Origin of the sequence: Thermococcus sibiricus MM 739 (assembly GCF_000022545.1) — an archaeon.
Classification (GTDB): Archaea; Methanobacteriota_B; Thermococci; order Thermococcales; family Thermococcaceae; genus Thermococcus_A; species Thermococcus_A sibiricus.
On record NC_012883.1, the window covers coordinates 120,222 to 142,537 of the forward strand.

Sequence of the window (22,316 nt, forward strand, 5' to 3'; positions counted from 1 at the left end):
CAGCGGGCAAAACGTTTCTGGAATAATTAATGGAAAGCTCACAGGTTTGTTTTTTCTGTTTGCCTTCGGGTATAATTTTGTTAGAGTTCATGCTCTGTTAGGTGGGCCTCCAGGTGATGTTACTGAATGGCTTCGGGAGATGGGGACACAATTGTCCCACCAGCATCTTATGTTCTTAGGAGAACTTGAGGGCCAAAACTTAAAAATGATTTTTGTAAGTCTAGTTGGGGGATGAAAAATGGTTCATTGGGCTGATTATATGGCTGAGAAGATTATTAGAGAAAAAGGAGATAAGGAGTTCTATGTAGTCGAGAGTGGGATTACTCCTAGTGGTTATGTGCATATAGGGAATTTTAGAGAACTTTTTACTACATACATAGTGGGTCACGCATTAGAGGATAGAGGGAAAAAAGTTAGGCACATTCACATGTGGGATGATTATGATAGATTCAGGAAGGTTCCAAAGAATGTTCCCAAGGAATGGCAGGAGTATCTCACAATGCCAGTGAGTGAAGTGCCAGATCCTTGGGGATGTCATGACAGTTATGCTGATCATTTTAGGCTACTTTTTGAAGAAGAAGTTAAAAAACTTGGTATCAAGGTTGATTTTTTAAGGGCGAGTGAACTGTACAAAAGTGGGGAGTATGCTCATGATGTAAGAACTGCCCTTGAAAAGAGGGAGAAAATTGTAGAGATTCTGAATAGATTTAGAGATATGGCAAAACAACCACACTTGCCCAAGGACTGGCAACCGATTCAAATATATTGTCCCAAGTGTCGCAAAGAGGCCCAATTTGTTGAATGGGACGGAGAATGGAGAATAAAGTATAAATGCGCCCATTGTGAGAGTGAGGATGTTACTGATATCAGAGAAGGAAACGTTAAGCTTAGATGGAGGGTAGACTGGCCCATGAGATGGGCCCACTTTGATGTGGACTTTGAACCTGCGGGAAAGGATCACTTGGCGGCAGGTTCAGGTTATGAGACTGGGATGGAGATAATAAAGGCAGTTTATGGTAAAGAGCCTCCAATCCCCCTTATGTATGAATTTGTTGGTATAAAAGGACAAAAGGGCAAGATGAGTGGTTCTAAGGGAAATGTTATTCTCCTTAGTGATCTTTATGAAGTTCTTGAACCCGGAGTGATAAGATTTATTTATGCACGTCACAGACCGAACAAAGAAATAAAAATTGATCTTGGGTTAGGCCTTCTAAATCTTTATGATGAATTTGATAAAATTGAAAGGCTGTATTTTGGACTAGAAGAGCTTAGAAACCTTGAAGAAGCAGAAGAACTTAAAAGAACCTATGAACTTTCAATGCCTTCCATTCCCAAGAAAATGGTAGCTCAAGCCCCATTTAGGTTCCTTGTGGTACTCGTACAAATGCCTCATTTGAACGAGGACAGGATAGTAGAAGTCCTAAAAGAGCAAGGCCATGTTCCAACTAACTTAAGAGAAGAGGATTTGGAGAGAATAAAACTGAGAATAAAGCTTGCCAAGAATTGGGTTGAAAAATATGCACCCGATGATGTAAAATTTGAGATTCAAGATCAATTACCTGAGATAGAGATAGATGAAGAGATAAGAACGGCCTTATTGGAGGTTGCAGACTGGCTTGAAGAGAAAACCAGATTTACTATTGACGATCTAAATACAACGCTCTTTAATGCTGCTAAAAAGCGCAATATTCCCAGTAAGAAGTACTTTAAAGTGCTTTACAATTTATTCATTGGCAAAGATAGAGGACCAAGGTTAGCCCCGTTTTTAGCCTCTCTCGATAAAGAATTCGTTATTAAGAGACTTAGACTTGAAGCTTGATTTTTTCTTTTCTACAAATCATCCTCAGCTATATAGATCTTTCCAAGGCGCCAATTTTTTAACCCTTTGATCCTAATCTTCTTGGTGATGGGTATGGAATTTAATTTGATAATAACTGGTGTTGGAGGTCAGGGTGGACTCACGCTTTCAAGAATCATTGGCAATGCTGCAATGAAGGAAGGGTATAATGTTAGAATAGGGGAAACTCTTGGAATGAGTCAGAGATATGGTAGTGTACTTAGTTATCTGCGTTTTGGGGAGGAGGTTTATTCACCTTTAATTGAAGAGGGTGAGGCAGATCTAATGCTAGCTCTTGAGCCTGCAGAAGCTCTGAGGAATTCCCGTTTTTTAAGCGGAAAAAGTTATGCGATAGTTAATGCCTATCCAATCCATACGGCTACAACTCTAATAGGAAAAGAAGAATATCCTGCGATGGAAGAGATTCATAAAGCTCTGGTAAAGATATGTACTGTTGAAATTATGAATTTCCAGGAAGAAGCAGATAAGATCAATCCAAGAACCCTTGGAGTTCTTATGTTAGGCTATGCTCATGGCAGAGGTTTAATACCCTTAAAAAAGGAGAGTCTCGTTGAGGGAATCAAAGAGACGTTGAAATCAAAGTTATGGGAAATTAATATTCAAGCTTTGGAAAGAGGAATTCAACTTGCTAGGTAGCATTTTTTATCTTCCTTCCAAAAATCTCGCCCTTTAGGATCGGGTAGGTACCCCTTTCTCATGACCAAAAAACACTTAAATTATTTAGGTTACTCTAACATAGGTGAGGTCGTTGGAGATAAGTAAACGAGAAGAGGAGTATTTGGAGGTTATTTACCTCCTTCAAAAGAATAAGGGAGTAATTAGAGTTAAAGATATTTCGAAAAGACTGGGGATAAGGCCCCCTAGTGTTGTTGATGCTCTAAAAAAGCTCAGTGAAAAAGGATTTGTTGAATATGAGAAATATGATAGAATCTTGTTAACAAAAAAAGGTATTGAAGTAGCGGAGTCTACTTATCAAAAGCATATTCTTATAGCGAAATTTTTCACTGAAATACTTGGAATCCCTCCGGATATAGCTGAAGAGGATGCATGTCAGTTTGAGCATTATGTCCACGAGATAACGGCAGAAAAAATGAAGGAATTTGCTCAGTACATACAGGATCAATGCCCATATGTACTTAAACAATTTTTGAAAGAACAAAAAGAAAAAAGTTAGGATTGATGTTTTCTTTTCTTAAAATTTAGAGTCAAAAGACACCTCCGAGATAGGCAAAGTAACCAATGAAGATCAGAGCGAGTACATACATAAGCGGGTGTATATCTTTTCCTCTTCCACTGAGGAGCTTTATTATTGTGTAGCTTATGAAACCCATCCCTATTCCATCTGCTATTGAATATGTATAGGGAATTGTCATGAGCACTAGAAATGCAGGTATTGCCTCACTTGCATCGTCAAAGTCCACACCTCTTATTGCACTAAGCATATAGTACCCCACTATAACTAGGGCAGGGGCTGTTGCAAATGCCGGAATTGCTTGAGCCAAGGGGGCTATGAACAACCCTACTGCTAGGAATAAGAGACCTGTAACGAGAGCTGTCATTCCAGTTCTCCCGCCTTCTTCTATACCAGCTGCGCTTTCTATATAGGTGGTAACTGTCGAAGTACCAAGCAACGCTCCAAAACTTGTACCTATTGCATCAGTTAAAAGAACTTTCTCTGCATCAGGAACCTTGCCTTCTTTTGTTAAAAATCCGGCCTTTGCGCTCAATCCAGTGACTGTTCCAAGGGTGTCAAAGAAGTCTACCATGAAGAATGCAAAGACTACTCCAATGGCTCCTACATTGAGAAGGCCCTTAAGATCGAGTTTCAAGAATGTGTAGCTTATATTAGGTGTCGAAAAGATTTGGCTTGGCCATGGAGCAGCTCCAGTTATCCACCCCAAAATGCTCGTGACTAAGATTGATATCAATAAAGCACCTTTTATTCTAAGACTTATGAGGATCGCAGCTAGGAATAGTCCGAATAGGAACAAAAGTCCTTGTTTAGTGACGAGTGCAGATGCATTAAGCCCTGTTAACTGAAGTACCCCTGCCTCATTTACAACTGCTGTTAGGAAACCGACATCGTTGAGACCTATGAATGTTAAGAAAAGGCCTATTCCAGCTCCAACTGCATATTTTTGGCTTAGAGGGATCGCATGGATTATTGCGCTTCTTATTTTGGTCACGGAGAGTATTATGAATAGTATTCCCTCAACAAATACTGCTGCTAAGGCAACTCTCCAGTCATAACCCATCCCAATAACAACATTATAGGCAAAATAGGCGTTAAGACCCATTCCTGGAGCAAGTGCAAAAGGTTTTTTGGCGTATAATCCCATTATTATGGTGGAAATTCCTGAGGCTAGTGCAGTAACTGCTACAAGGGAGCTGAAAGCATCTTTACCCATTGCATCACTTAATATGGCTGGATTCACAAAGAGAATATATGCCATTGTCATGAAGGTTGTAACTCCAGCAAGCACTTCAGTTCTTATATCTGTTCTGTGCTTTTCAAACTCAAAATACCTCTCGAACCATGACATCTCGCTCACCTCTAATTGATACAAAAATGATAAAAAGCCCGAATATTTAAATATTTTTGAACATAAAAATGTCAAACAAAAGGCACAATGCGTTTAAGAAGGGTAATGGTCTGAAGAATGGAGGTGATCCTAATGATAAATGTGAAATTTAGAGAAAAGATCAGGGAATTTGCTCTTGAATATCATAAAAATAATCTTCCCGGAAACGGGAAAATAGAGATTATTCCGAAGGTGAAGGTAGAGGATCCTTATGACCTTAGTCTTGCATATACTCCCGGAGTCGCTGAACCATGCAAAGCCATTGCTAACGGAGAGAGCTATGAAAATTATACCATAATCCCAAACACAGTGGCAGTTATTTCTGATGGGTCTGCAGTTCTTGGTCTTGGTGATGTCGGAATTTTGGCAGGGATGCCAGTTTTAGAAGGGAAATGTGTTCTTTTTAAGGCATTAGCGGGAGTAGATGCTTTTCCAATACTAATTGATACTAAAGATATTGATGAGATTGTAAACACTGTGAAATTAATTTCAAAGGGATTTGGTGGGATAAACCTTGAAGATATATCTGCTCCAAGGTGTTTCGAAATTGAAGAAAAACTAAAGAAGGAATTGGATATCCCGGTTTTTCATGATGATCAACATGGGACTGCCGTTGTTACCCTCGCAGGCCTTATAAATGCATTAAAGATTGTTGGTAAGAAATTTGCAGATATAAAAGTGGTTATAAAAGGGGCAGGTGCAGCAGGGATTGCAATAGCCAAAATACTCCACCAGAGAGGGATTAGAGAAATATTAATAGTTGATAGAAAAGGGATAATACATGAGGGTAGAGAGGATCTGAATCCCTACAAAAGAGAGGTGGCTAAGTTTAACATAAATGGGATAGAAGGAGAATTAATTGATGCTATTAACGGGGCAGATGTTTTTATAGGTGTTAGTGTAGGAGAAAGCGTGAGTAAAGAGGTAATCAGAAGAATGAGTGATGATGCTATTGTTTTTGCTTTGGCAAATCCAATTCCAGAGATCATGCCTGAGAAAGCTAAGGAAGCTGGAGCGAGAATAATCGCTACTGGTAGAAGTGATTATCCAAATCAAATAAACAATGTTCTTGGATTTCCTGGGATATTTAGAGGGGCTTTAGATGTTAGGGCAAGAGAAATAACATTCAACATGAACATAGCAGCGGCCGAGGCAATAGCTAACACTATTTCAGAAGATGAGTTATTTGAGGACTACATAATCCCTACTCCCCTCCATCCGGAAGTTTATCCAAAAACGGCCAGAGCAGTTGCAGAACAAGCAATAAAAGATGGAGTAGCAAGAAAAAAAGTTAGTGGGGAATGGGTGGAAGAGCATATCAAAAAGTTGAGATCATTTTACTGGCATTATATAGCCCCAATAAATAGAAAAAGGAGGAAATTCAAAAAAGAAGTTGATTAAACCTCTTTTAATATTTCCTTTGGAGCATTGGCGAATTCCACTAAATACTCTGCTTCCACTATGTGGAGCTTTCCAGGCACTATCAAAATGTGGGGTTGCTTTCCAAAATCTTCTTTTATCATTTCTCTTACATATCCTGCTTTAAGTGTTGGAGTTAGTGATCCTGCCCGGGCAAGAATGACTACTAATGTATCCTCAGTAAAAATCTCTTCTTTTTTCATTTCTTCAACTTGTAGTAGAATATTCATGGCCTCATTGGCAGTCATATATTTTTTCTGTTCTGCCTTTATGTCAAGGAAGAGAAGTGTATGGAGGCCCCTTTCTTTATTTTCTTTTATTACCTCATAATGGCTTGTTGGAAACCAATTTTTCTCGGGATATGCGACAGTAGCACTCTTACCAAATTTATAAATCTGGAGGCCGGTTATTGAGATAGCGGAGTATATTGATGGAGCATGAATGACATAACTCCTTACCCCCATCTGTTTTGCTCTTATTCTAAGATCTGCATGAGTTGTGGCAACCATGGGATCCCCTGCGGTTAAAAAGGCCACATCCCTTTCTTTGGCGTTATTTAGAACTATCTTTTCAAAGTTCAACTCTACATCCTCCCTGCTTAGAAGCTTTATGGGTTTTCCTATCTGCTGTTCTATTTTTTCTATCGTGGTTCCTGCTAGGAGTGAAGTATAGAACTCCGCAAACACTAAGTCGCAGTTCTTTGCAATCTCTAAACCTTTTAGAGTAATATCCTTCTCATCGTAAAGTCCTAGACCGATGAAATAAATTGACATTTTAATCACCATTTTTCTTATGAAATTGAGGCTAAAAAAGTATTCCAAAAACTTTAAAATGGATGCATCTGAACTTTTTCCGGCAATTTTGATTAAGAATTTTGTTGGAGGGAGTGAAGATGAGGAAGATTGTGGAGAGAGTTAAAGAGAAGACTTCAATTCCAATTTATGAGAGAAAGGTCGAGAATGTATTAAGTGCCATTCTAGCGAGCAATGATCCATGGAAGATAGTTGATCTGAGTGAGGAGCCACTTCCCCTTGTAGTAGCAATTGTTGAGGCCCTTCATGATACAGGGTATGTGGAATTCAAAAATGGCATATTGCTTACTCAAAAAGGTAAAGAGCTTGTGGAAAAGTATGGAATCGGAAAGAGAGAAGATTACACCTGTAAAAATTGTAAAGGAAAGACTGTTGAAGTTGATGCATTTAGTGACCTTCTTGAGCAGTTCAGGGAAATCGTGAAGGAGAGACCTGAACCAAAGCACGAATTTGATCAGGCCTATGTGACCCCAGAGACAACAATCGCAAGAGTGGCTTTAATGCATACGAGAGGTGATTTGAAAAATAAAGAAGTCTTTGTTCTAGGGGATGATGATCTTACAAGCATTGCTCTAATGCTCTCCAGTCTTCCAAAGCGAATTGCTGTTCTTGATATTGATGATAGGCTCACAAACTTCATTAAAAAAACAGCAGAAGAGTTGGGTTATAATAATGTGGAAATATTCACTTTTGATCTTAGAAAGCCCTTACCTGAGTATGCTATTAGGAAATTCGATACCTTTATCACAGACCCTCCCGAGACAGTTGAGGCAATTAGGGCCTTCGTGGGAAGAGGCATAGCCACACTCAAAGGGCCTGGGTGCGCCGGTTACTTTGGAATCACGAGAAGGGAAAGCTCAGTTGATAAGTGGCACCAGATAGAGAAACTCCTTATAACTGAGTTCAATGTTGCTATCACAGATATAATAAGAAACTTCAATGAGTACGTCAACTGGGGATACGTTGAGGAAACAAGAGCCTGGAAGCTTTTACCGATAAAGACCATGCCCACGTACAACTGGTACACGAGCTACATGTTTAGAATTCAAACCATTGAAGGATCTAGGGGTTATGAAGAGGAAATTACTGTTGGCCAAGAACTTTATGACGACGAGGAAAGCTCAACAACTTGACCTTTTCCACATTTTTGTTCCATAAGGTTTAAATTTGTTGTTTAGGAACTTTTTCAGGTGAGAAAAATGAGTGAAAACACTAAGATCACAAAGGAAATGGTCCTTGAAAAGCTCAAGGAAGTAATTGATCCAGAAATTGGAATAGATGTTGTTAATCTGGGCCTTATATATGAACTCAAGATAAACCCAGACAACACGGTCTATGTTAAGATGACTATGACGACTCCAGGGTGTCCCCTCACTATGTGGCTTCTTCAAGCTGTAGAGCAGAAGATTCTGGAAATTCCTGGAGTTAAAGATGCGGAAATAGAGCTCACGTTTGATCCCCCATGGACTCCAGATAGAATAAGCGAAGAGGTCAAAAAAAAGCTGGGAATGCTTTGAGAAATTTTCTATTTTACCTAATGGTTCGAAACCTTTATATAAGAGACTTTGTTATATTAATACGGTGATTCACATGGCTCAGTGGAAGGTTAGGGTTGATCAAGACGTTTGTATAGGAGATGCTATCTGTGCAAGCCTCTGCCCGGATGTCTTCGAGATGAATGATGAGGGAAAAAGCCAAGTAATAGTTGAAATTATCGGAGAAGATCTAATTGATTGCGCCAGAGAGGCCGCTGAAGCCTGTCCTGTGAGCTGTATATACATTGAAGAGGCTTGATCTCTCTGTTGGTTTTTCTTTTGTTTTACTTTTACTTCTCCAAACCTTGCCCTTCGGGGCGGGGGAGGAGATCAGTCTTTATCTTCTTTCCCTCTAAAATATGAGGTATAACCTTTAGTTTGAAAAAAATTTTTAAACTTATGTTTTTCTCTATTTTTGAAGCTCTTTGGAGGTGTCAGAAATGAAGGTTAGTGTTGATAAGGACACATGCATTGGATGTGGAGTATGCGCAAGCATCTGCCCAGATGTTTTTGAGATGGACGACGAGGGAAAAGCCCAAGCACTAGTAACTGAGACCGACCTCGAGTGTGCAAAAGAGGCAGCAGAGAGCTGCCCAACCGGGTCAATCACAGTCGAGTGAATTCTTTTCCTTTTTTATTACTCTTCTCGACTTCGCGGTTTTTGCATGTGCAGTTTTCCATGCCTTTTTGGGAAGAAAAGTTGTCAAAAAGAAAGAACGTCAATCCAGTGTCAGTCCAAACTTTTTCGCCTGTTCGAGCACATATTCCCTAATTTCTTTGGCTTTTGGAAGTTCCGCGACTATTTCTCCGTTTTCGATAAGAGGCTTCAAGAGAGGTTCAACTTTTGCTCCACAAACCGGGCACTTTTCGAGTTTTTTCTCCGCTGGAACCCTGTGATAGTGCCCGTTCTCACAGCGGTACACCTGTTTTCTTCCGCTAAGCTTTCCTCTCTTTGTTAGAGGCTTTCCTTCCACCTCAACAATATCGAGGGAAAAATCCACTGGTTTTGCACTTGCTATACTCCCCCCAACACCAAAGGCATCGGCTACATCTGCAAGCTCTTTAAGACTCTCCTCGTCAAGGCCACCGCTTAAGAAGATTTTCACATGCTCATACCCTCTTAAATCAAGCTCCCATCTTACCTCTTCCACTATGCGCTTGAAGTTTCCTCTCCTTGAGCTTGGTGTGTCAAGTCTCACTGCGTTAAGTCTCTCTCCGAGGGTCTCAGCGGCCATAACTGCTTCGAATTTCTCATCGCAGAGAGTATCTACAAGGGCCGTCCTTGGTACTTCGGGGGGCATGATCTCATCGAAGTACTTCCAGGCCTTTACCTGATCTCCAACTGTTAGGATTAATGCATGGGGCATTGTTCCAACAGCTTTTTCTCCAATCATCTCTGCCCCCAGCACACCGCTTACACCATCGCATCCACCTATAAAAGCTGAACGATCTATCATTGGTGCTATAGCTGGATGCATGTGTCTTATTCCAAATGAATACACTGGTTTAAACTTTGCTGCGATTTTTGTTCTCAATGCTGCAGTTGCGATCCCACTTGCCTGACTTAACATTCCGAGTAAAGCAGTCTCAAAAATTCCAAATTCTTTGTAGTATCCTTCGATTTGCATTACCGACTCAAATGGGTGGAAGATCGTCCCCTCGGGCATAGAGTAAACGTTTACTGGATGTCCTTCTAGGAGCTTTGCGACTTCTTCAACTCCAGCCAAAACTCCCCAATTCCAGCCTTTTGGAAGGGAAGTTGTGGAAATATCGGCAAAAACTTTTTTGTGTATCCCTTTCTCTTCAAGTATCTTTTTAGTCCTGATAAAATAAACATCAGTAGTTTTACCGCTTTTTATCTCATCTTCATGTGCTATGTAAAAATCTTTCATTTTTCTCCACCTCTCATTACATTATTTCCATCAAATTTTAGCTTTTTGGTAGAGGCTAAAACTCAAATTCAACTCCATTTTCCTCTCCTTCCCACAGAACAATTTTATGCAACCTAATCCCTTGGGGTAAGTCCATCTTAACTTGTTCCGCGATCCAAAGAGCAATGTTCTCCGTTGTGGGATTTTCAAAGAGTCTGTTTAGATTTTTATGCCTCAACGGAGCAATAGCATCATTTAATATCTTTCTAAGCTCCAAGAAATCCATTATGTATCCTTCTCTTACTTCCCCTTCAATGAAAATTTCGCCTCTGAAAGTATGTCCGTGAATCTCTTCAAGTTCTCCATTTATCTTTATTGCATGGGCAGCATCAAACACAAACTTTTCCCTAATTCTGGATTTCATATTCCCACCGAAAGAGTTTTTGGGTTTGGTAGTTAAAACACTTTGGTGAGGGCCATGGGTTGCGGGATCGAGGTTCCAGCTCAGAGGGTCTTAGCTGGAGGGGTAATAGTTTATGTTGATAAGGAGAGCTTTTACAGACTTTTGGAGCTTAAAGAGAAGCCTTTTTGTATAGTTGGAGAATTATCTTCAGCTGGCTTTGGCCTAAAAAAGACTAAAGTTACAATTATACCTTTTGAAGGGGCATTGATCGTTTACAGAGGAGAAGTTGAGTTACCTGAAAAGTGCATACTCGTTAAAGCATCGGAGATAAGTATTAGCAAGTGATTATGCAATACCAGACATATTCTTGTATGTTTAAAATAACCCACCGTAATATTTAAAATTGGCAAGAACTTATAAAGGGCAACGAGTTAGTCTTTGGAGGTGATAAGGATGAGATTCACAGTGACATCTGCTTTGCCTTACGCTAATGGCCCTATTCATGCAGGACATTTGGCCGGAGCCTATCTGCCGGCGGATATATTCGTACGTTACTTGAGGTTAAAAGGAGAGGACGTTGTATTTATATGTGGAACAGATGAGCATGGTACACCAATAACTTTCAGAGCCCTTAAAGAAGGAAAGAGCCCAAGGGAAATAGTTGATTACTATCATGAACATATCAAGACAACTTTTGAAAGGGCTAAAATTAGCTTTGATTACTTTGGTAGAACTGAGCTCCCGGTTCATTATCGGATAAGTCAGGAATTCTTCCTTAAAGCTCTTGAAAATGAGTACTTGATTAAGAAAGTTGAAAAACAAGCTTATTGTGAGCATGATAAAATGTTCTTACCTGACAGGTATGTTATTGGGACATGCCCTTACTGCGGTGCTGAAGAACAAAGAGGAGATCAATGTGAAGTCTGTGGACATCCACTAACTCCGGAGAAACTTATAAATCCGAAATGTAATATCTGTGGAAACTCAATTACCTTTAGGGACTCAGCCCATTACTATATAAGAATGCAAGAATTTCAAGAAAAACTTAAGGATTGGGTTCTCAGGCAAGAACACTGGAAATCAAATGTTAGAAACACTGTGTTAGGATGGATTAATGAAGGTTTGGAAGAGAGAGCAATAACCCGGGATTTAGGTTGGGGGATTCCGGTTCCGCTGGAAGATGAAGATGTTAAAGGAAAAGTCCTCTACGTATGGTTTGAAGCCCCAATTGGTTATATCTCAATAACAATAGAACACTTCAAAAAACTTGGAAAAGAGGATGAGTGGAAAAAATACTGGTTTAACATTGATGGTGAAACAAGGGTAATCCATTTCATTGGAAAGGACAATGTTCCATTCCACGCCATATTCTGGCCAGCATTCTTAATGGCTTACGGTAAGTATAAAGACGAGAAAGGAGAATTTGAATGGAATCTTCCATATGACATCCCGGCAAACGAATACCTAAATCTTGAGGGAAGAAAGTTCTCAACAAGTAGAAATTGGGCGATATGGGTTCATGAGTTCCTTGATGCATTCCCTGCAGATTATTTAAGATACTACCTAACAGCTATAATGCCTGAAACAAGGGACAGTGACTTTAGCTTGGGAGACTTCAAAAAGAAAATAAACGAGGAACTTGTGAACAATCTTGGAAACTTTGTACACCGAGCACTGACCTTTGTGAACAGGTATTTTGATGGGAAGGTTCCAGAAACTGGAGAACTTGATGACCTTGACAGAAAAGCACTCAAAGAAATTGAAAAAACCTTTGAGGAAGTAAATAGGCTTATTTCGAGATATCAGTTTAAGGAAGCTCTCAAGAGGGTAATGGCCCTAGCAATATTTGGAAACCAGTACTTTGACTATCAGAGGCCATGGAAGACTGCTAAGACTGATAAAGTTAGAACAGGGACAACCATAAATGTATCTCTCCAAATCGTTAAGGCCCTTGGGATTCTCCTTGAGCCATTCCTTCCAGATGCTAGTGAGAAAATCTGGCACCTGCTTAACATTGAAGAAGTAAAAAGATGGGAATTCATCCCACTAGAGGCAGGCCAAAAAGTTAGAAAGGCCGAAATTCTCTTTAGAAAGGTCAGCGATGAGGACATTATAGCATATGTAGTTAGCTACATAGGCAAAGGAAATCCAGAAAGCGCAAGAATTCTCTTAGATAAGTACTACAAAATGGAGGATGTTATTAAGGTAGCTAAAGAGAGACTTGGGGATGAAAGTGAAATAATTCTTAGGAGGATTTATGGGGAGAAGATAGAAATCACACCTAAAAAAGAAAAAAAGGAGGGTAGTAAAGTGAGCTATGTGAAATTTGAGGAATTTGCAAAACTTGATATAAGAATTGGAAAGATAATTGGTGTTGAAGACCATCCAAATGCAGACAAGCTTTACTTGATTAAGGTGGATCTTGGAGATGAAGTCAGACAACTCGTAGCAGGCCTGAAAAAGTACTATAAAAAGGAAGAGTTGCTCAATAGGTACGTAGCTGTAATAACAAACCTTGAGCCTAAGAAACTCAGAGGAATCGAGAGTCAGGGAATGATCTTGGCTGCAGATGATGGCAAAGATGTTGCTTTGCTAACTCCAGAAAAAGAAGTTAAACTTGGAGCAAAGGTAAGGTGAGTTTTCTCCCCCATTTTTATGTTTGCTGGATAAATTGAGAAATAATGGCAGGTGAGTAACTCAAAGCTTGAGTTCCACCCAGTTTTCTTTTCTTCCTTTGATTATTTTCACTAGTCCTTGCTTTTCAAGGCGTTTGAACATTCTCCAAGCTGTAGTTTTTGGGATCTCCAGAGCAGTTCTTACTTCTGCTTGGCTAGCTCTTCCACCTTTCTCTAAGATATAAAGTAATGCTCTCCTTTCATCTTCATTTAGATTAAAGAATTCGAGCTTTTTCAAGAATTCTTCTTTATCTATGTGGATTTCTGTTCTTTTAGGTTCTTTTCTCCTATTTCTGGCAAGGACAATAGAAATCAAGAGTATAACCACCAGAATTCCTAATGGTAAAAGATATTTGCTATAACTTTGTCCTTCCTCTGTAGGAGTTTCTTTGAATTCCAAAGTGTATGAGATACTTTGATTCCCAGGGGGCATTGTTATTACATTGGAAGCTATTTTGAGGGGTACTTCTGATAGGTCTACAATAACAGCATTTTCCGGGAGGATCACATTAAAGGAAGAATCCATAGACATGTTAAGCGTCCACACTAAACCCTCTTTATATGTTAAGTCAGGGGTGTAATAAGAGACATCAATAATTTGGGCCTCACCAACATATATCACCATATATCTGTCGTAAATCTCAAAATTTAATGGGTTGTTATTCTCATCAACGACTGCCAGTCCTTCGTAATTTTCTCCTAAAAATGGTAGAATTATCTGGGAGGAGTATTCATCGGGAATTATTTGATAATGCACTTTTACATAACCATCAGTGTACACAGTTAATTCCATCTCAGAGACTGTAAATTGGGCACTGATAAGGGGTAAAATTGCAAGGATGCTGATTAGAGATAGGATTTTCTTCATCTCCCGACCTCCTTAGGAATTTGCATTTATGAATTCCTCTACCTCTGTGAGAAGCCTGTTTGCTCTTTGCAAGTGCAGAATTGCACTGTTTACATCGTTTTTCTTAATGAGGCTAATTGCTATAGAAAACTCATTAATTGCACCTCTTAGTTGAATTTCTGCTCTTGTAGTCTGTATTCCTTTCTTCCGTAAGGTGGCAAGAGCGGTAGCATCTTTTCTAATCCTTTCTCTTGTCATCATTAGAAACACTTCTGTATTCATTTTTTCGCTTTTTACCTTTTCAATTGTCATGAAAAAATTTTTCATATAATCTGCATTTTCCCCGATCACTCTAAGGGCATCTATCCATTTTCCTTCATTCGCTAAGTAGGTCACTTGTAGATATATTCCTTTTATTTTTTCCATGGCTTTTTCAGCTTCTCCAGTCTCTCGTCCTCTTGATTTTGCGTATTCAATTGCTTTTTCAGCTGTTGTAATACTTTGATTGGTCTTTATAAGGAAGGATTTTACAATCATCTCTGCGTTTTTTGAAGTCAGCTTGGTTGTAAGATCTCTAGTCTCTATATCGAGTTCCATTTTCTTTTGTTTCGCTTTTTCTAGGCTTATTTTGGCCTCTTCAAGGTTTCCATTCTCTATATATTCAAGAACTTCAACATAAGCAGTTTTAGCTTCAACATAAGCCTTGGTCAGGTTCTCTACGTCTATCCCTTTACTTTTTGCTACTTCTATAAGCTTTTCCACATATGTAAAGTATGCGAAGACCCTGGTGCTCTCTTCCTGAATTTGTGTTCTTAAAACTCCGGGAGTTTTTTCATCTTCTTCGAGGGCCTTGAGAATCCCTTTGTAATACCTCATTGCACCCAGAGAATACTGAATTGCTTGGAGATAGTTTCCATTTTGATATTCGGTAAGAGCCTTTTCTTTAAGTTCTTTGGCTTTATCGTAGTCCTTTAGGAGATTCTCAGGTAATCTACTCTCCACTGGTTTCACTCGTATATTCACTAAAGTGCTAAGTTTTGTCAGTTGATTTATAATCTCTCCAGCGATCTCTTCGTTATTTTGTTCACCCAAATATTCACTAGTTGATTGATTTTGGGCAAAAGTAGCCCCTATGGGAATTAAACCTCCAATTAAGATAAGCATCAACCAAAGGCCACTAAATTTCATAATCTCTCACCCAAATGTATGTTGAATTGTACATCACTTTAGGGACTCGATGAAACGAAAGTTTCATATCGTTTCGTTCTTTTATTTTAATTGTGATTAGAATCTTTAATAAGTTTGGGCTCGGAATTCTATCCAGTTGGGGGAATTTTGATAAGTTTAAAAAGAAGTGTAAAAGCAAAATCAAGGGATTGGATATCCAAGTCCTTTAAGAATCATCCTGATTGCTAGGAATGCCATTATCACTGCAAATGCTTTCGTTAGATTGCTGGCTTTGGTCCTTTTGGCTATCTTCGCCCCTAACTGAGCACCAACTATTAATCCTGGCACAAGTAGGATCAGCCACTCAACCTCAACGTTCCCGAGCATGTAGTGTTTCAAGGCTCCGCTTATGGCTGTAAATACAATGGCAAAGCTTGAAGTTGCTACTGCATAGTGGATTGGCAACCCCATATAAGTCAAAAATGGTACGTTTATTGCTCCACCACCTATTCCAAGCAATCCACTGGCTATTCCTGCTATAAACCCTCCTATTGGGACAATTTTGTAGTCTAGCTTTACCTGGTTTAAGTCAACTTCGTGGGGTTCTCTGCTCTTTTTACGATAGATTCTTATCGCAACCAGAAAGAGAACTACACCAAAGATCACTTTAAGCTGGCTTGCACTGATGTAACTCGTCATCCATGCTCCGATATAGGCTCCTATAACGGCAGTACTTGCCAAAAGTAGGCCTGCCTTGTAGTGTATTCTCCTTTGCCTGTGATAGGCTATAGCAGAGCTTAAGGATGTAAAAACGACGGCAGCACTTGAGGTTCCAACTGCATGGTGAATTTCAACTCCTAAGAGATTTAGAGTGGGGACTACTAAAAATCCTCCTCCAAGTCCGAATAATGCGGCCAATATACCTACGAAAATTCCAATGCTAAAGTACCCAAGGTATTTAAGCACTTAAACACCTCCATTATTCAAGCTCGAAGACTAAGGCCTCAATTAGTTTTATCAATGCTTTTAAGTCACTTATATGTAACATCTCTGCTTCACTGTGTAAATATCTTAAGGGGACGCTTAGAGCGAGGGTTTGACTTTTTGCTTCAAAGACGGAAGCATCGGTTCCGCCTCCAGTGACTCCAATTTGTATAGGAATATTGTTCTTTTGTGCTATCTCAAGAGTTTTTCTTGCTAAAGAAGGAGTATAGATTGCTGAATTATCAACAGCTCGTATTACGGCCCCATTTCCAGGCTTCACGTCTCCCGTGAGGAAGGAACAGCATGCAAATGAATCCACTGCTATTGCGTACTTTGGTGAATAAGTGTTTGCTAGGAATCTGGCGCCTTTAAGGCCTATTTCTTCTTGAACAGTAAATGCAAAAATGTATTTTCCGTCCAAGTCATGATCAACGAGATCTTTTATAGCCTCTACAAGAGCGACTACCCCAAAGCGATCGTCAAGAGATCTGGCAGCAATGTATCTGTTATTTAAAACACTAAAGTGCTTCTTGAAAACGGCAAAATCTAGAACTTTTACTCCCATTTTTTCAGCTTCCTCTTTTGATTCTGCCCCGATGTCGATTTCAAGAGCATTCCATGGAATAGTATCAAATTTCCTTTCAATATTTAAGTGTACTGGGGTTACCCCTATGACTCCATCAAGCGTACCTTCCTCAGTTATGACCTCTACGTGCCTCCCTAAAAGAAGTCTGTCGTCTATCCCACCAACTTTTCTGAATTTGAGTTTCCCATCGCTTGTTATTCCTGTTATTAGGAGTCCAATCTCATCCATATGTGCCATAAAAATTGCTTTTTCCTCACCTTCTCCCAGTTCTGTGATGAGATTTCCTATCGTGTCTACTTTGTAATTGGCATATGGTTCTATCCATTCAATTACCTTTGCTCTTGTCTTACTTTCATATCCGGATATGCCTGGGGTTTGAATTATTTCTCTGAGCATTTGCACAAGCATAATTTTCACCTAAATAATAACCTGAATCAAACTACTTAAAGTTTTTTGATAGCGTTAAGATTTGCATCTTAACAAGCTTTCAATTTTTTGTCAGCTAAACTTTAAAAACCCCGGTGGGGTTATTTATAAAAGGGTTTTTAAACCCACCTTAGGGAGGTGCAAAACTTGGTTGACATGAGCAATGTGGAACTTAGAATAGAGAATATTGTTGCTTCGGTGGATCTTTTTGCTTCATTGGATCTTGAGAAGGTTATAGAGATATGTCCACATTCTAAGTATAATCCGGAAGAATTTCCAGGGATAATATGTCGCTTTGATGAACCAAAAGTGGCGCTTCTTGTGTTCAGTTCTGGGAAGCTCGTTGTAACAGGAGCAAAAAGCGTTGATGACATTCAAGCAGCAGTTTCAAAACTTGTTGAAATGCTTTCAAAGATTGGAACTAAATTTGGCAGAGCTCCTGAAATAGATATTCAAAACATGGTTTTTAGTGGCGATCTTAAGATGGAGTTTAATCTCGATGCTGTTGCACTTGTGTTGCCCAATTGTGAATATGAGCCTGAGCAGTTCCCGGGTGTCATCTATCGTGTTAAAGACCCGAAGGCGGTCATACTTCTATTTAGTTCTGGAAAAATTGTTTGTAGCGGTGCAAAGAGTGAACATGATGCATGGGAAGCTGTCAAAAAGCTCCTTCACGAGCTCGATAAATATGGCCTTATTGAAGAAGAGGCTTAATTTTTCTTTAACTTTTCTAGGAGGAGGCTTAACAGCCTTGATTATCACCAGGAAGTCCAAGGCAGGGCCCTTTAATTACTCCCTTTGATACCAAACATTGGAGGAGGACTAAGTATATCTAGGAACAAAATTAGAAAATTGAGAAAAAAAGTATTAAAGCTCCCGTAGTTTCCTCCCAACTTCGTCCAGCGTTTTTCGTATTCCTTCCCAATAGATTAAATCCTCCTCATCTTGTATTCTCTGTTCATTCACCAAATAAGCTCCTTCTGAAACCTGAACAATCAATTTCTGTTCTAAAAGTTCCTTTAGAGTATCATCAAGAGACTTCCAAGGCTTTATTATGTTTGAAAACATCTCTCTGTCAACGTAGTACAACTCTCCTAGGAACATCTTGAGGTCTTCCTTACTGACCTCCTCCTTTCCCTGGACGTGTTGGATGTAGTAGATGATGTTTAGAAGCAGAAATCTTCTTCGTCCGGCTCTAAGCCAATCTTCCCAATGCTCCGGATGGTTCTCCGGATGTTCTACACAATCCCGTATGTAGTCAAAAACACGCTGTGTATCACGCTGTGGGGGATTTCTCATTTTTAAACCTCCCAGCTTTCTCCGTTTCTTAAAACAACGGCCTTTTCACCCCAGTTATTCCTAAACCACATTGGATTTTCAGTGTGGACGGGGATGATGTAGTCCGGGTTAACCTCGTCAATGATACCCCTCAGCTCCTCTCTCGAGATATGTCCAGAGGCATGCAAACCTTTCTCGAAGATCGGTTTTCCATATCCATTTATTCTGAATCCATGGACTTCAAAACCGAAGTATTGCAACCAGTTCCAGAGCCTCAAAAAGCTGAACTCCTGTTCTTCTCCAAAGGCCTCACTTGAAGAGTAGATGTAAGTTCCGCCATTGGGCATTACATCAAGCAAGTGTGGCATGTCATAGAATGAGAAGCAGAGGATGTAGTCCTCTTGGTTCTTCCTAATTTCAAAGGGAGAGATGTAGTACTCGGCATAATTGCTCCAGACTACAAGTTCCTCCCATTTTTGTTGACTAGCTTTGAAGTTTCCGTAGATCCTCAAGCCTTTAAGTCGATCAACACCCTCAACCATTTTCAAAGCGTGTAAAAAGTAAGCATCTTTCGCCGTGACTATTAACTCTCTTTCCGTTTTCTCTGCAATTTCTTTAAAGCTTTCAAGTCTCTCAAAATTCCTTGCCGAAAAGTCCCCTATTACAAGACCCTTGGCCTCTTCAACAATCTTTAAGGCATTTTCATAAACTTCTTGCTCGGAAACGTTTTCGTGTTCTTCTCTCCCAGTTCTTGTTCCTTCAGTAATTAGGATGCTTGCATTTTTTGCCTCCCTGATGAATTTCCTTGTTTCGTTGCCACTTTTTCCATGAAGTCTAAAATCACCCGTGTAGGCTAAACTGACGTCACCTTCAATTATGTAGGCTGTGGCACCATAGATTGAGTGATCCACACTGAAGGCTTTAATTTCAAAGCCCAAATCTTCATCATTGAGGGATTTCACGTCGCTTGGAATGATTTTCTTAGCTTTCGGGGACTCCTGCCCGGGCCTGTAAAAGAGGAAGTCATGGAAAGAGGATATTGCCTCAGAGAGAATAACTTTTCTTGAGGGATAATGGGATTTTTTATCTGCTTCGAGGATATATCCCTCCGAATCCTTGTTCTTTTTTACTTTGTAATAGGGAATCTCCATTCCAAAGTGACTGCCTCCGCCAGAGGTGTCGTTTAGGGCTTTGAGAATTGCAATTGTTGTTGGGGAGCCAACTATAGAGATGTTTTCGTCAAGAAGAGCAACATTCCCCACGTGATCTAGATGGGCATGGCTTATGAGGACTGCATTGGCCGGGACTTTTGGATATCGAGTAACTTCATTCACAAGGTCTCTGGGAATTAGATCCCTTCGATAAATGTTAAGTTTTGGTAATAGGTTGAGATGCCAGAGGTCGTAAATTCCTCTTGCAGTCCTTTCGCTCATGAATTCTTCATAGTATAGGGAATACTTTGCAAAATTCATCCCGAAATCAAGAAAGAGGCCGTTATTGCATTCTTCAACATGAATCTTGGAACCCCCAATAGTATTAGCACCATCATAAATAACTATCTTCATGAAGGCGCACCCAACATATAATTTAATGACCAGTAGTAATAATATTTTCGTTTATTTCACACCCATAGAATTTCCTTTGAAGTTTTGCAGAATCTCAAGAGAAATGGTCAAAATACCAATAACAAGGATTTTCTATTCTTAAAGATAATCTTTAAATATCTATTAGTTGTTGGATTATTGGGTGCATTGATGTCGGCTATTAAGATTAAAAATCTAACGAAAAGTTACGGGAATTTTTTAGCATTGAAAGGGATAAACCTAGAAATTGAAGAAGGTGAAATATTTGCCCTTCTTGGACCCAATGGTGCGGGTAAAACAACACTCATAAGGATTCTTGCGGAGGGCCTGAAGTTTGATAGTGGAGATATTGAAGTATTTGAAGAGAAGTTAAGTAAGAAAACAGCACGTTTAATAGGCTATGTTCCTCAGGAAAGTATTTCCTATGATTTGTTGACCGTTGAGGAAAACCTTGGCTTTTACGCGGATCTATACAATGCACCTATGGAGAAGGTCAAGGAGCTCATCAAACGTTTTGATCTGCCATCCAAAAAGAAAGCTAAGTAGTTGAGTGGAGGATTTAAGCGGCGTTTAAACATAGCTATCTCACTTTTATATGAGCCTAAAATCCTGATTTTGGATGAGCCCTCAACAGGTTTGGATGTTACATCAAGAAGACAGCTATGGGATCTTATAAAAGGCTTTAAGGTCGATGGCAAGACGATAATCCTTGCCACACATTATATGGAAGAGGTCGAGGCATTAGCTGATAGGATAGCGATAATAAACGAAGGAAGAGTCGTGGCTGTTGGTACAGCGGATGAACTGAAAGCCTTGATAGGAGAGGAAAGCATTATTCAAGTGGAGGGCATTCTAAAAGGAGTCGAAAGGATTAGAGAGGTATTCCCAAGGCTCATTGAGAAAAGCGGGACTCTTCGAATTCATGTGAGGAATTCAAAGGAAGTTTTATCAAAGATTCTTGAGCTTTTAATCTCGGTTGGAAGTGAAATAAAGGCTATTAAGGTGGAGGAGCCGACTCTGGAAGATGTATTTTTAAAATTAACGGGGAGGACTTTGGATGAAGCTTAGGATCATTAAAGGCATAATCCTGAAGGATTTAAAAGAGCTCCGCAGAGAAAAGATGGCTCTCTTTTGGATATTCATATTTCCGCTCATGTGGATTACTCTATTTGGAACAATTTGGGGTGGTGAAAGCCCACCGATTACTGTGGATATTGGAGTTTTTTACACAAACGAAAGTGCTCCATTTACAGCTTATGATATAGTTGAGATAATGAGAAACGTAACACTTGAGGAAACAAACCTCTTCAACGTGCTTGATTTTAAAGACGAGAACAGTGCTCTTGAAGTCCTCAAAAGCGGAAAGATAGATGCTGTTGTAGTCAGGCTAAAGTTTATTTATACTTTGATAAGAGTGATCCCCAAGACTATCAAATAGTAAGCGGTGTTGTTAAAGGCTTTTTTGGAGAGATGGAAAAAGAGATGAAGCGCAGAAACCTTGAGATGCAACTTGAATATATGGAGTCCTACCTTCCAAAAGAGATTATTGCAGAGTATAATCTCACCACAGAGATGATCAGGAAGTATATGCTCGCGAGTGCTGAGCCTATTGTGATAGAAGAGAAAGAGGTAGAAAGTAAAACAGCAACACCGATACAGTTCTATGTGACGAGTTTCATAGGGATTCAATTACTCTTTGCCACGATGCTAACTGTAGGTTCCGGAACACTGGAGGAGATTCAAAAGGGTACACTTAGGAGAATAGTTGCTTCACCTGCTACTGCATGGGACTTTCTGATGGGGAAGATGCTTTCCACGTTTTTGGTTATAATGTTCAGCATAGTTGTGGGACTGGGCTATGCTAAACTTTTGTTTGGTGAAACTATAATCCCGAGTCTCCTTGGATGGGTTATAATATTCATAGCTTCGCTTTTCTCTATGAGCCTTGGCTTAGCGATCGCAATGGGAACTAGGAGCATAAAATCTACAACAGCAGTGGTGAATTTTGTATCAATGCCGTTACTCTTTTTGGCTGGTATAGTTGTCCCAGAAAGTGTTCTTCCAAAGTGGGTGAGACCTATAGCAAATTATTTCCCACTTGGTAGAGCTTTAAAGGATTTCCGCCTCTTGGAAATCTACAAAAGGTCTGCAAGCGAGATAGCACCCGATATCTTGTGGCTAAGTTTAGCAACCCTTATTACTCTAATAATCGCAGTAGTGCTTTATAACTGGGCAGTCAAGAGGATAGAAGTCTAATTTGATCGTTCTGAGAGAATACGAATAAAATACA

22 protein-coding genes and 3 pseudogenes are annotated in these 22,316 nt (G+C 39.7%); 15 read left to right on the top strand and 10 right to left on the bottom strand.

The window, feature by feature from the left end; translation table 11 throughout:
* The 4 genes and pseudogenes from TSIB_RS00595 to TSIB_RS00610 all read left to right on the top strand — a co-directional run.
* Window positions 1-157 (top strand): annotated as a pseudogene (locus tag TSIB_RS00595) (IS6 family transposase); the annotation flags it as partial.
* 81 nt (window positions 158-238) lie between these two features.
* Window positions 239-1,819: a lysine--tRNA ligase gene (gene lysS / locus TSIB_RS00600; protein ID WP_012766148.1), complete on the top strand. Its 1,581-nt coding sequence runs from the start codon at window positions 239-241 to the stop codon at window positions 1,817-1,819.
* A gap of 93 nt (window positions 1,820-1,912) precedes the next feature.
* Entirely contained in the window at window positions 1,913-2,494 is a 582-nt protein-coding gene (locus TSIB_RS00605; protein WP_048160118.1) for an indolepyruvate oxidoreductase subunit beta, read from the top strand.
* 112 nt (window positions 2,495-2,606) lie between these two features.
* The gene (locus TSIB_RS00610; protein WP_012766150.1) at window positions 2,607-3,032 is read left to right on the top strand and encodes a metal-dependent transcriptional regulator; all 426 of its coding nucleotides are present in this window, start codon (window positions 2,607-2,609) and stop codon (window positions 3,030-3,032) included.
* Between the two features lie 31 nt (window positions 3,033-3,063).
* Here TSIB_RS00610 and TSIB_RS00615 read toward each other — a convergent pair whose 3' ends face one another.
* Window positions 3,064-4,401: an NCS2 family permease gene (locus tag TSIB_RS00615; RefSeq protein WP_048160119.1), complete on the bottom strand. Its 1,338-nt coding sequence runs from the start codon at window positions 4,399-4,401 to the stop codon at window positions 3,064-3,066.
* Between the two features lie 132 nt (window positions 4,402-4,533).
* On the opposite strand from TSIB_RS00615, the gene TSIB_RS00620 reads away from it, so the two are divergent.
* Window positions 4,534-5,841: an NAD(P)-dependent malic enzyme gene (locus tag TSIB_RS00620; protein ID WP_048160120.1), complete on the top strand. Its 1,308-nt coding sequence runs from the start codon at window positions 4,534-4,536 to the stop codon at window positions 5,839-5,841.
* Here the strand turns inward: TSIB_RS00620 and dph5 are convergent.
* Window positions 5,838-6,632, bottom strand: a complete 795-nt coding sequence (gene dph5, locus TSIB_RS00625) for a diphthine synthase (RefSeq protein ID WP_048160121.1) — start codon at window positions 6,630-6,632, stop codon at window positions 5,838-5,840. The genes TSIB_RS00620 and dph5 overlap by 4 nt on opposite strands.
* A 119-nt stretch (window positions 6,633-6,751) precedes the next feature.
* Between dph5 and TSIB_RS00630 the strand changes: the two genes are divergently transcribed.
* From TSIB_RS00630 to TSIB_RS00645, 4 genes and pseudogenes are all read left to right on the top strand, one after another.
* On the top strand, window positions 6,752-7,804 hold the full coding sequence (locus TSIB_RS00630; RefSeq protein ID WP_012766155.1) for a bis-aminopropyl spermidine synthase family protein: 1,053 nt from the start codon (window positions 6,752-6,754) through the stop codon (window positions 7,802-7,804).
* A gap of 78 nt (window positions 7,805-7,882) precedes the next feature.
* Window positions 7,883-8,188: pseudogene (locus TSIB_RS00635) on the top strand (metal-sulfur cluster assembly factor); the annotation flags it as partial.
* A gap of 73 nt (window positions 8,189-8,261) precedes the next feature.
* Window positions 8,262-8,465: a ferredoxin gene (locus TSIB_RS00640; RefSeq protein ID WP_012766157.1), complete on the top strand. Its 204-nt coding sequence runs from the start codon at window positions 8,262-8,264 to the stop codon at window positions 8,463-8,465.
* Window positions 8,466-8,646: 181 nt separating this feature from the next.
* On the top strand, window positions 8,647-8,826 hold the full coding sequence (locus TSIB_RS00645; RefSeq protein WP_012766158.1) for a ferredoxin: 180 nt from the start codon (window positions 8,647-8,649) through the stop codon (window positions 8,824-8,826).
* A gap of 99 nt (window positions 8,827-8,925) precedes the next feature.
* Here the strand turns inward: TSIB_RS00645 and TSIB_RS00650 are convergent, their stop codons facing one another.
* The gene (locus TSIB_RS00650) at window positions 8,926-10,098 is read right to left on the bottom strand and encodes a nicotinate phosphoribosyltransferase (protein ID WP_012766159.1); all 1,173 of its coding nucleotides are present in this window, start codon (window positions 10,096-10,098) and stop codon (window positions 8,926-8,928) included.
* 55 nt (window positions 10,099-10,153) lie between these two features.
* A complete protein-coding gene (locus tag TSIB_RS00655; protein ID WP_012766160.1) occupies window positions 10,154-10,501 on the bottom strand; it encodes a 6-pyruvoyl trahydropterin synthase family protein in 348 nt (115 codons plus the stop codon).
* Between the two features lie 54 nt (window positions 10,502-10,555).
* Between TSIB_RS00655 and TSIB_RS00660 the strand changes: the two genes are divergently transcribed.
* Together TSIB_RS00660 and metG are read left to right on the top strand one after the other, a co-directional pair.
* Window positions 10,556-10,825: a hypothetical protein gene (locus TSIB_RS00660; RefSeq protein WP_048160123.1), complete on the top strand. Its 270-nt coding sequence runs from the start codon at window positions 10,556-10,558 to the stop codon at window positions 10,823-10,825.
* A gap of 108 nt (window positions 10,826-10,933) precedes the next feature.
* Window positions 10,934-13,117 (top strand): methionine--tRNA ligase, encoded by a 2,184-nt coding sequence (gene metG / locus TSIB_RS00665; protein ID WP_048160124.1) that lies wholly within the window; start codon window positions 10,934-10,936, stop codon window positions 13,115-13,117.
* A gap of 60 nt (window positions 13,118-13,177) precedes the next feature.
* On the opposite strand, the gene TSIB_RS00670 is transcribed toward metG, so the two are convergent.
* The 4 genes from TSIB_RS00670 to TSIB_RS00685 all read right to left on the bottom strand — a co-directional run bounded on the left by TSIB_RS00670 (window position 13,178) and on the right by TSIB_RS00685 (window position 17,147).
* Window positions 13,178-14,023, bottom strand: a complete 846-nt coding sequence (locus TSIB_RS00670; RefSeq protein ID WP_012766163.1) for a helix-turn-helix transcriptional regulator — start codon at window positions 14,021-14,023, stop codon at window positions 13,178-13,180.
* A gap of 12 nt (window positions 14,024-14,035) precedes the next feature.
* The gene (locus TSIB_RS00675) at window positions 14,036-15,190 is read right to left on the bottom strand and encodes a hypothetical protein (protein ID WP_012766164.1); all 1,155 of its coding nucleotides are present in this window, start codon (window positions 15,188-15,190) and stop codon (window positions 14,036-14,038) included.
* Between the two features lie 180 nt (window positions 15,191-15,370).
* A complete protein-coding gene (locus TSIB_RS00680) occupies window positions 15,371-16,135 on the bottom strand; it encodes a sulfite exporter TauE/SafE family protein (RefSeq protein WP_012766165.1) in 765 nt (254 codons plus the stop codon).
* A 13-nt stretch (window positions 16,136-16,148) separates the two neighbouring features.
* Window positions 16,149-17,147, bottom strand: a complete 999-nt coding sequence (locus TSIB_RS00685) for a M42 family metallopeptidase (RefSeq protein ID WP_012766166.1) — start codon at window positions 17,145-17,147, stop codon at window positions 16,149-16,151.
* 165 nt (window positions 17,148-17,312) lie between these two features.
* Here TSIB_RS00685 and TSIB_RS00690 point away from each other — a divergent pair, with 165 nt between their 5' ends.
* Window positions 17,313-17,879 carry a TATA-box-binding protein gene (locus tag TSIB_RS00690; protein ID WP_048160125.1) on the top strand — a complete coding sequence of 189 codons (567 nt, stop codon included), beginning with the start codon at window positions 17,313-17,315 and terminating at the stop codon, window positions 17,877-17,879.
* Between the two features lie 153 nt (window positions 17,880-18,032).
* Here the strand turns inward: TSIB_RS00690 and TSIB_RS00695 are convergent, their stop codons facing one another.
* Together TSIB_RS00695 and TSIB_RS00700 are read right to left on the bottom strand one after the other, a co-directional pair.
* Complete coding sequence (locus TSIB_RS00695; RefSeq protein ID WP_012766168.1) at window positions 18,033-18,464, bottom strand: hypothetical protein; 432 nt, start codon at window positions 18,462-18,464, stop codon at window positions 18,033-18,035.
* Window positions 18,465-18,466: 2 nt separating this feature from the next.
* Window positions 18,467-20,008 (bottom strand): MBL fold metallo-hydrolase RNA specificity domain-containing protein, encoded by a 1,542-nt coding sequence (locus TSIB_RS00700; protein WP_012766169.1) that lies wholly within the window; start codon window positions 20,006-20,008, stop codon window positions 18,467-18,469.
* Window positions 20,009-20,197: 189 nt separating this feature from the next.
* Here TSIB_RS00700 and TSIB_RS00705 point away from each other — a divergent pair.
* From TSIB_RS00705 to TSIB_RS00710, 3 genes and pseudogenes are all read left to right on the top strand, one after another.
* A pseudogene (locus TSIB_RS00705) lies at window positions 20,198-21,094 on the top strand (ATP-binding cassette domain-containing protein).
* A complete protein-coding gene (locus tag TSIB_RS10705) occupies window positions 21,084-21,464 on the top strand; it encodes a hypothetical protein (RefSeq protein ID WP_012766172.1) in 381 nt (126 codons plus the stop codon). The pseudogene TSIB_RS00705 and the gene TSIB_RS10705 overlap by 11 nt, the downstream one beginning before the upstream one ends.
* Window positions 21,461-22,282: an ABC transporter permease gene (locus TSIB_RS00710; protein WP_323145376.1), complete on the top strand. Its 822-nt coding sequence runs from the start codon at window positions 21,461-21,463 to the stop codon at window positions 22,280-22,282. Before TSIB_RS10705 ends, TSIB_RS00710 begins: the two co-directional genes overlap by 4 nt.
* Window positions 22,283-22,316 lie beyond the last annotated feature (34 nt).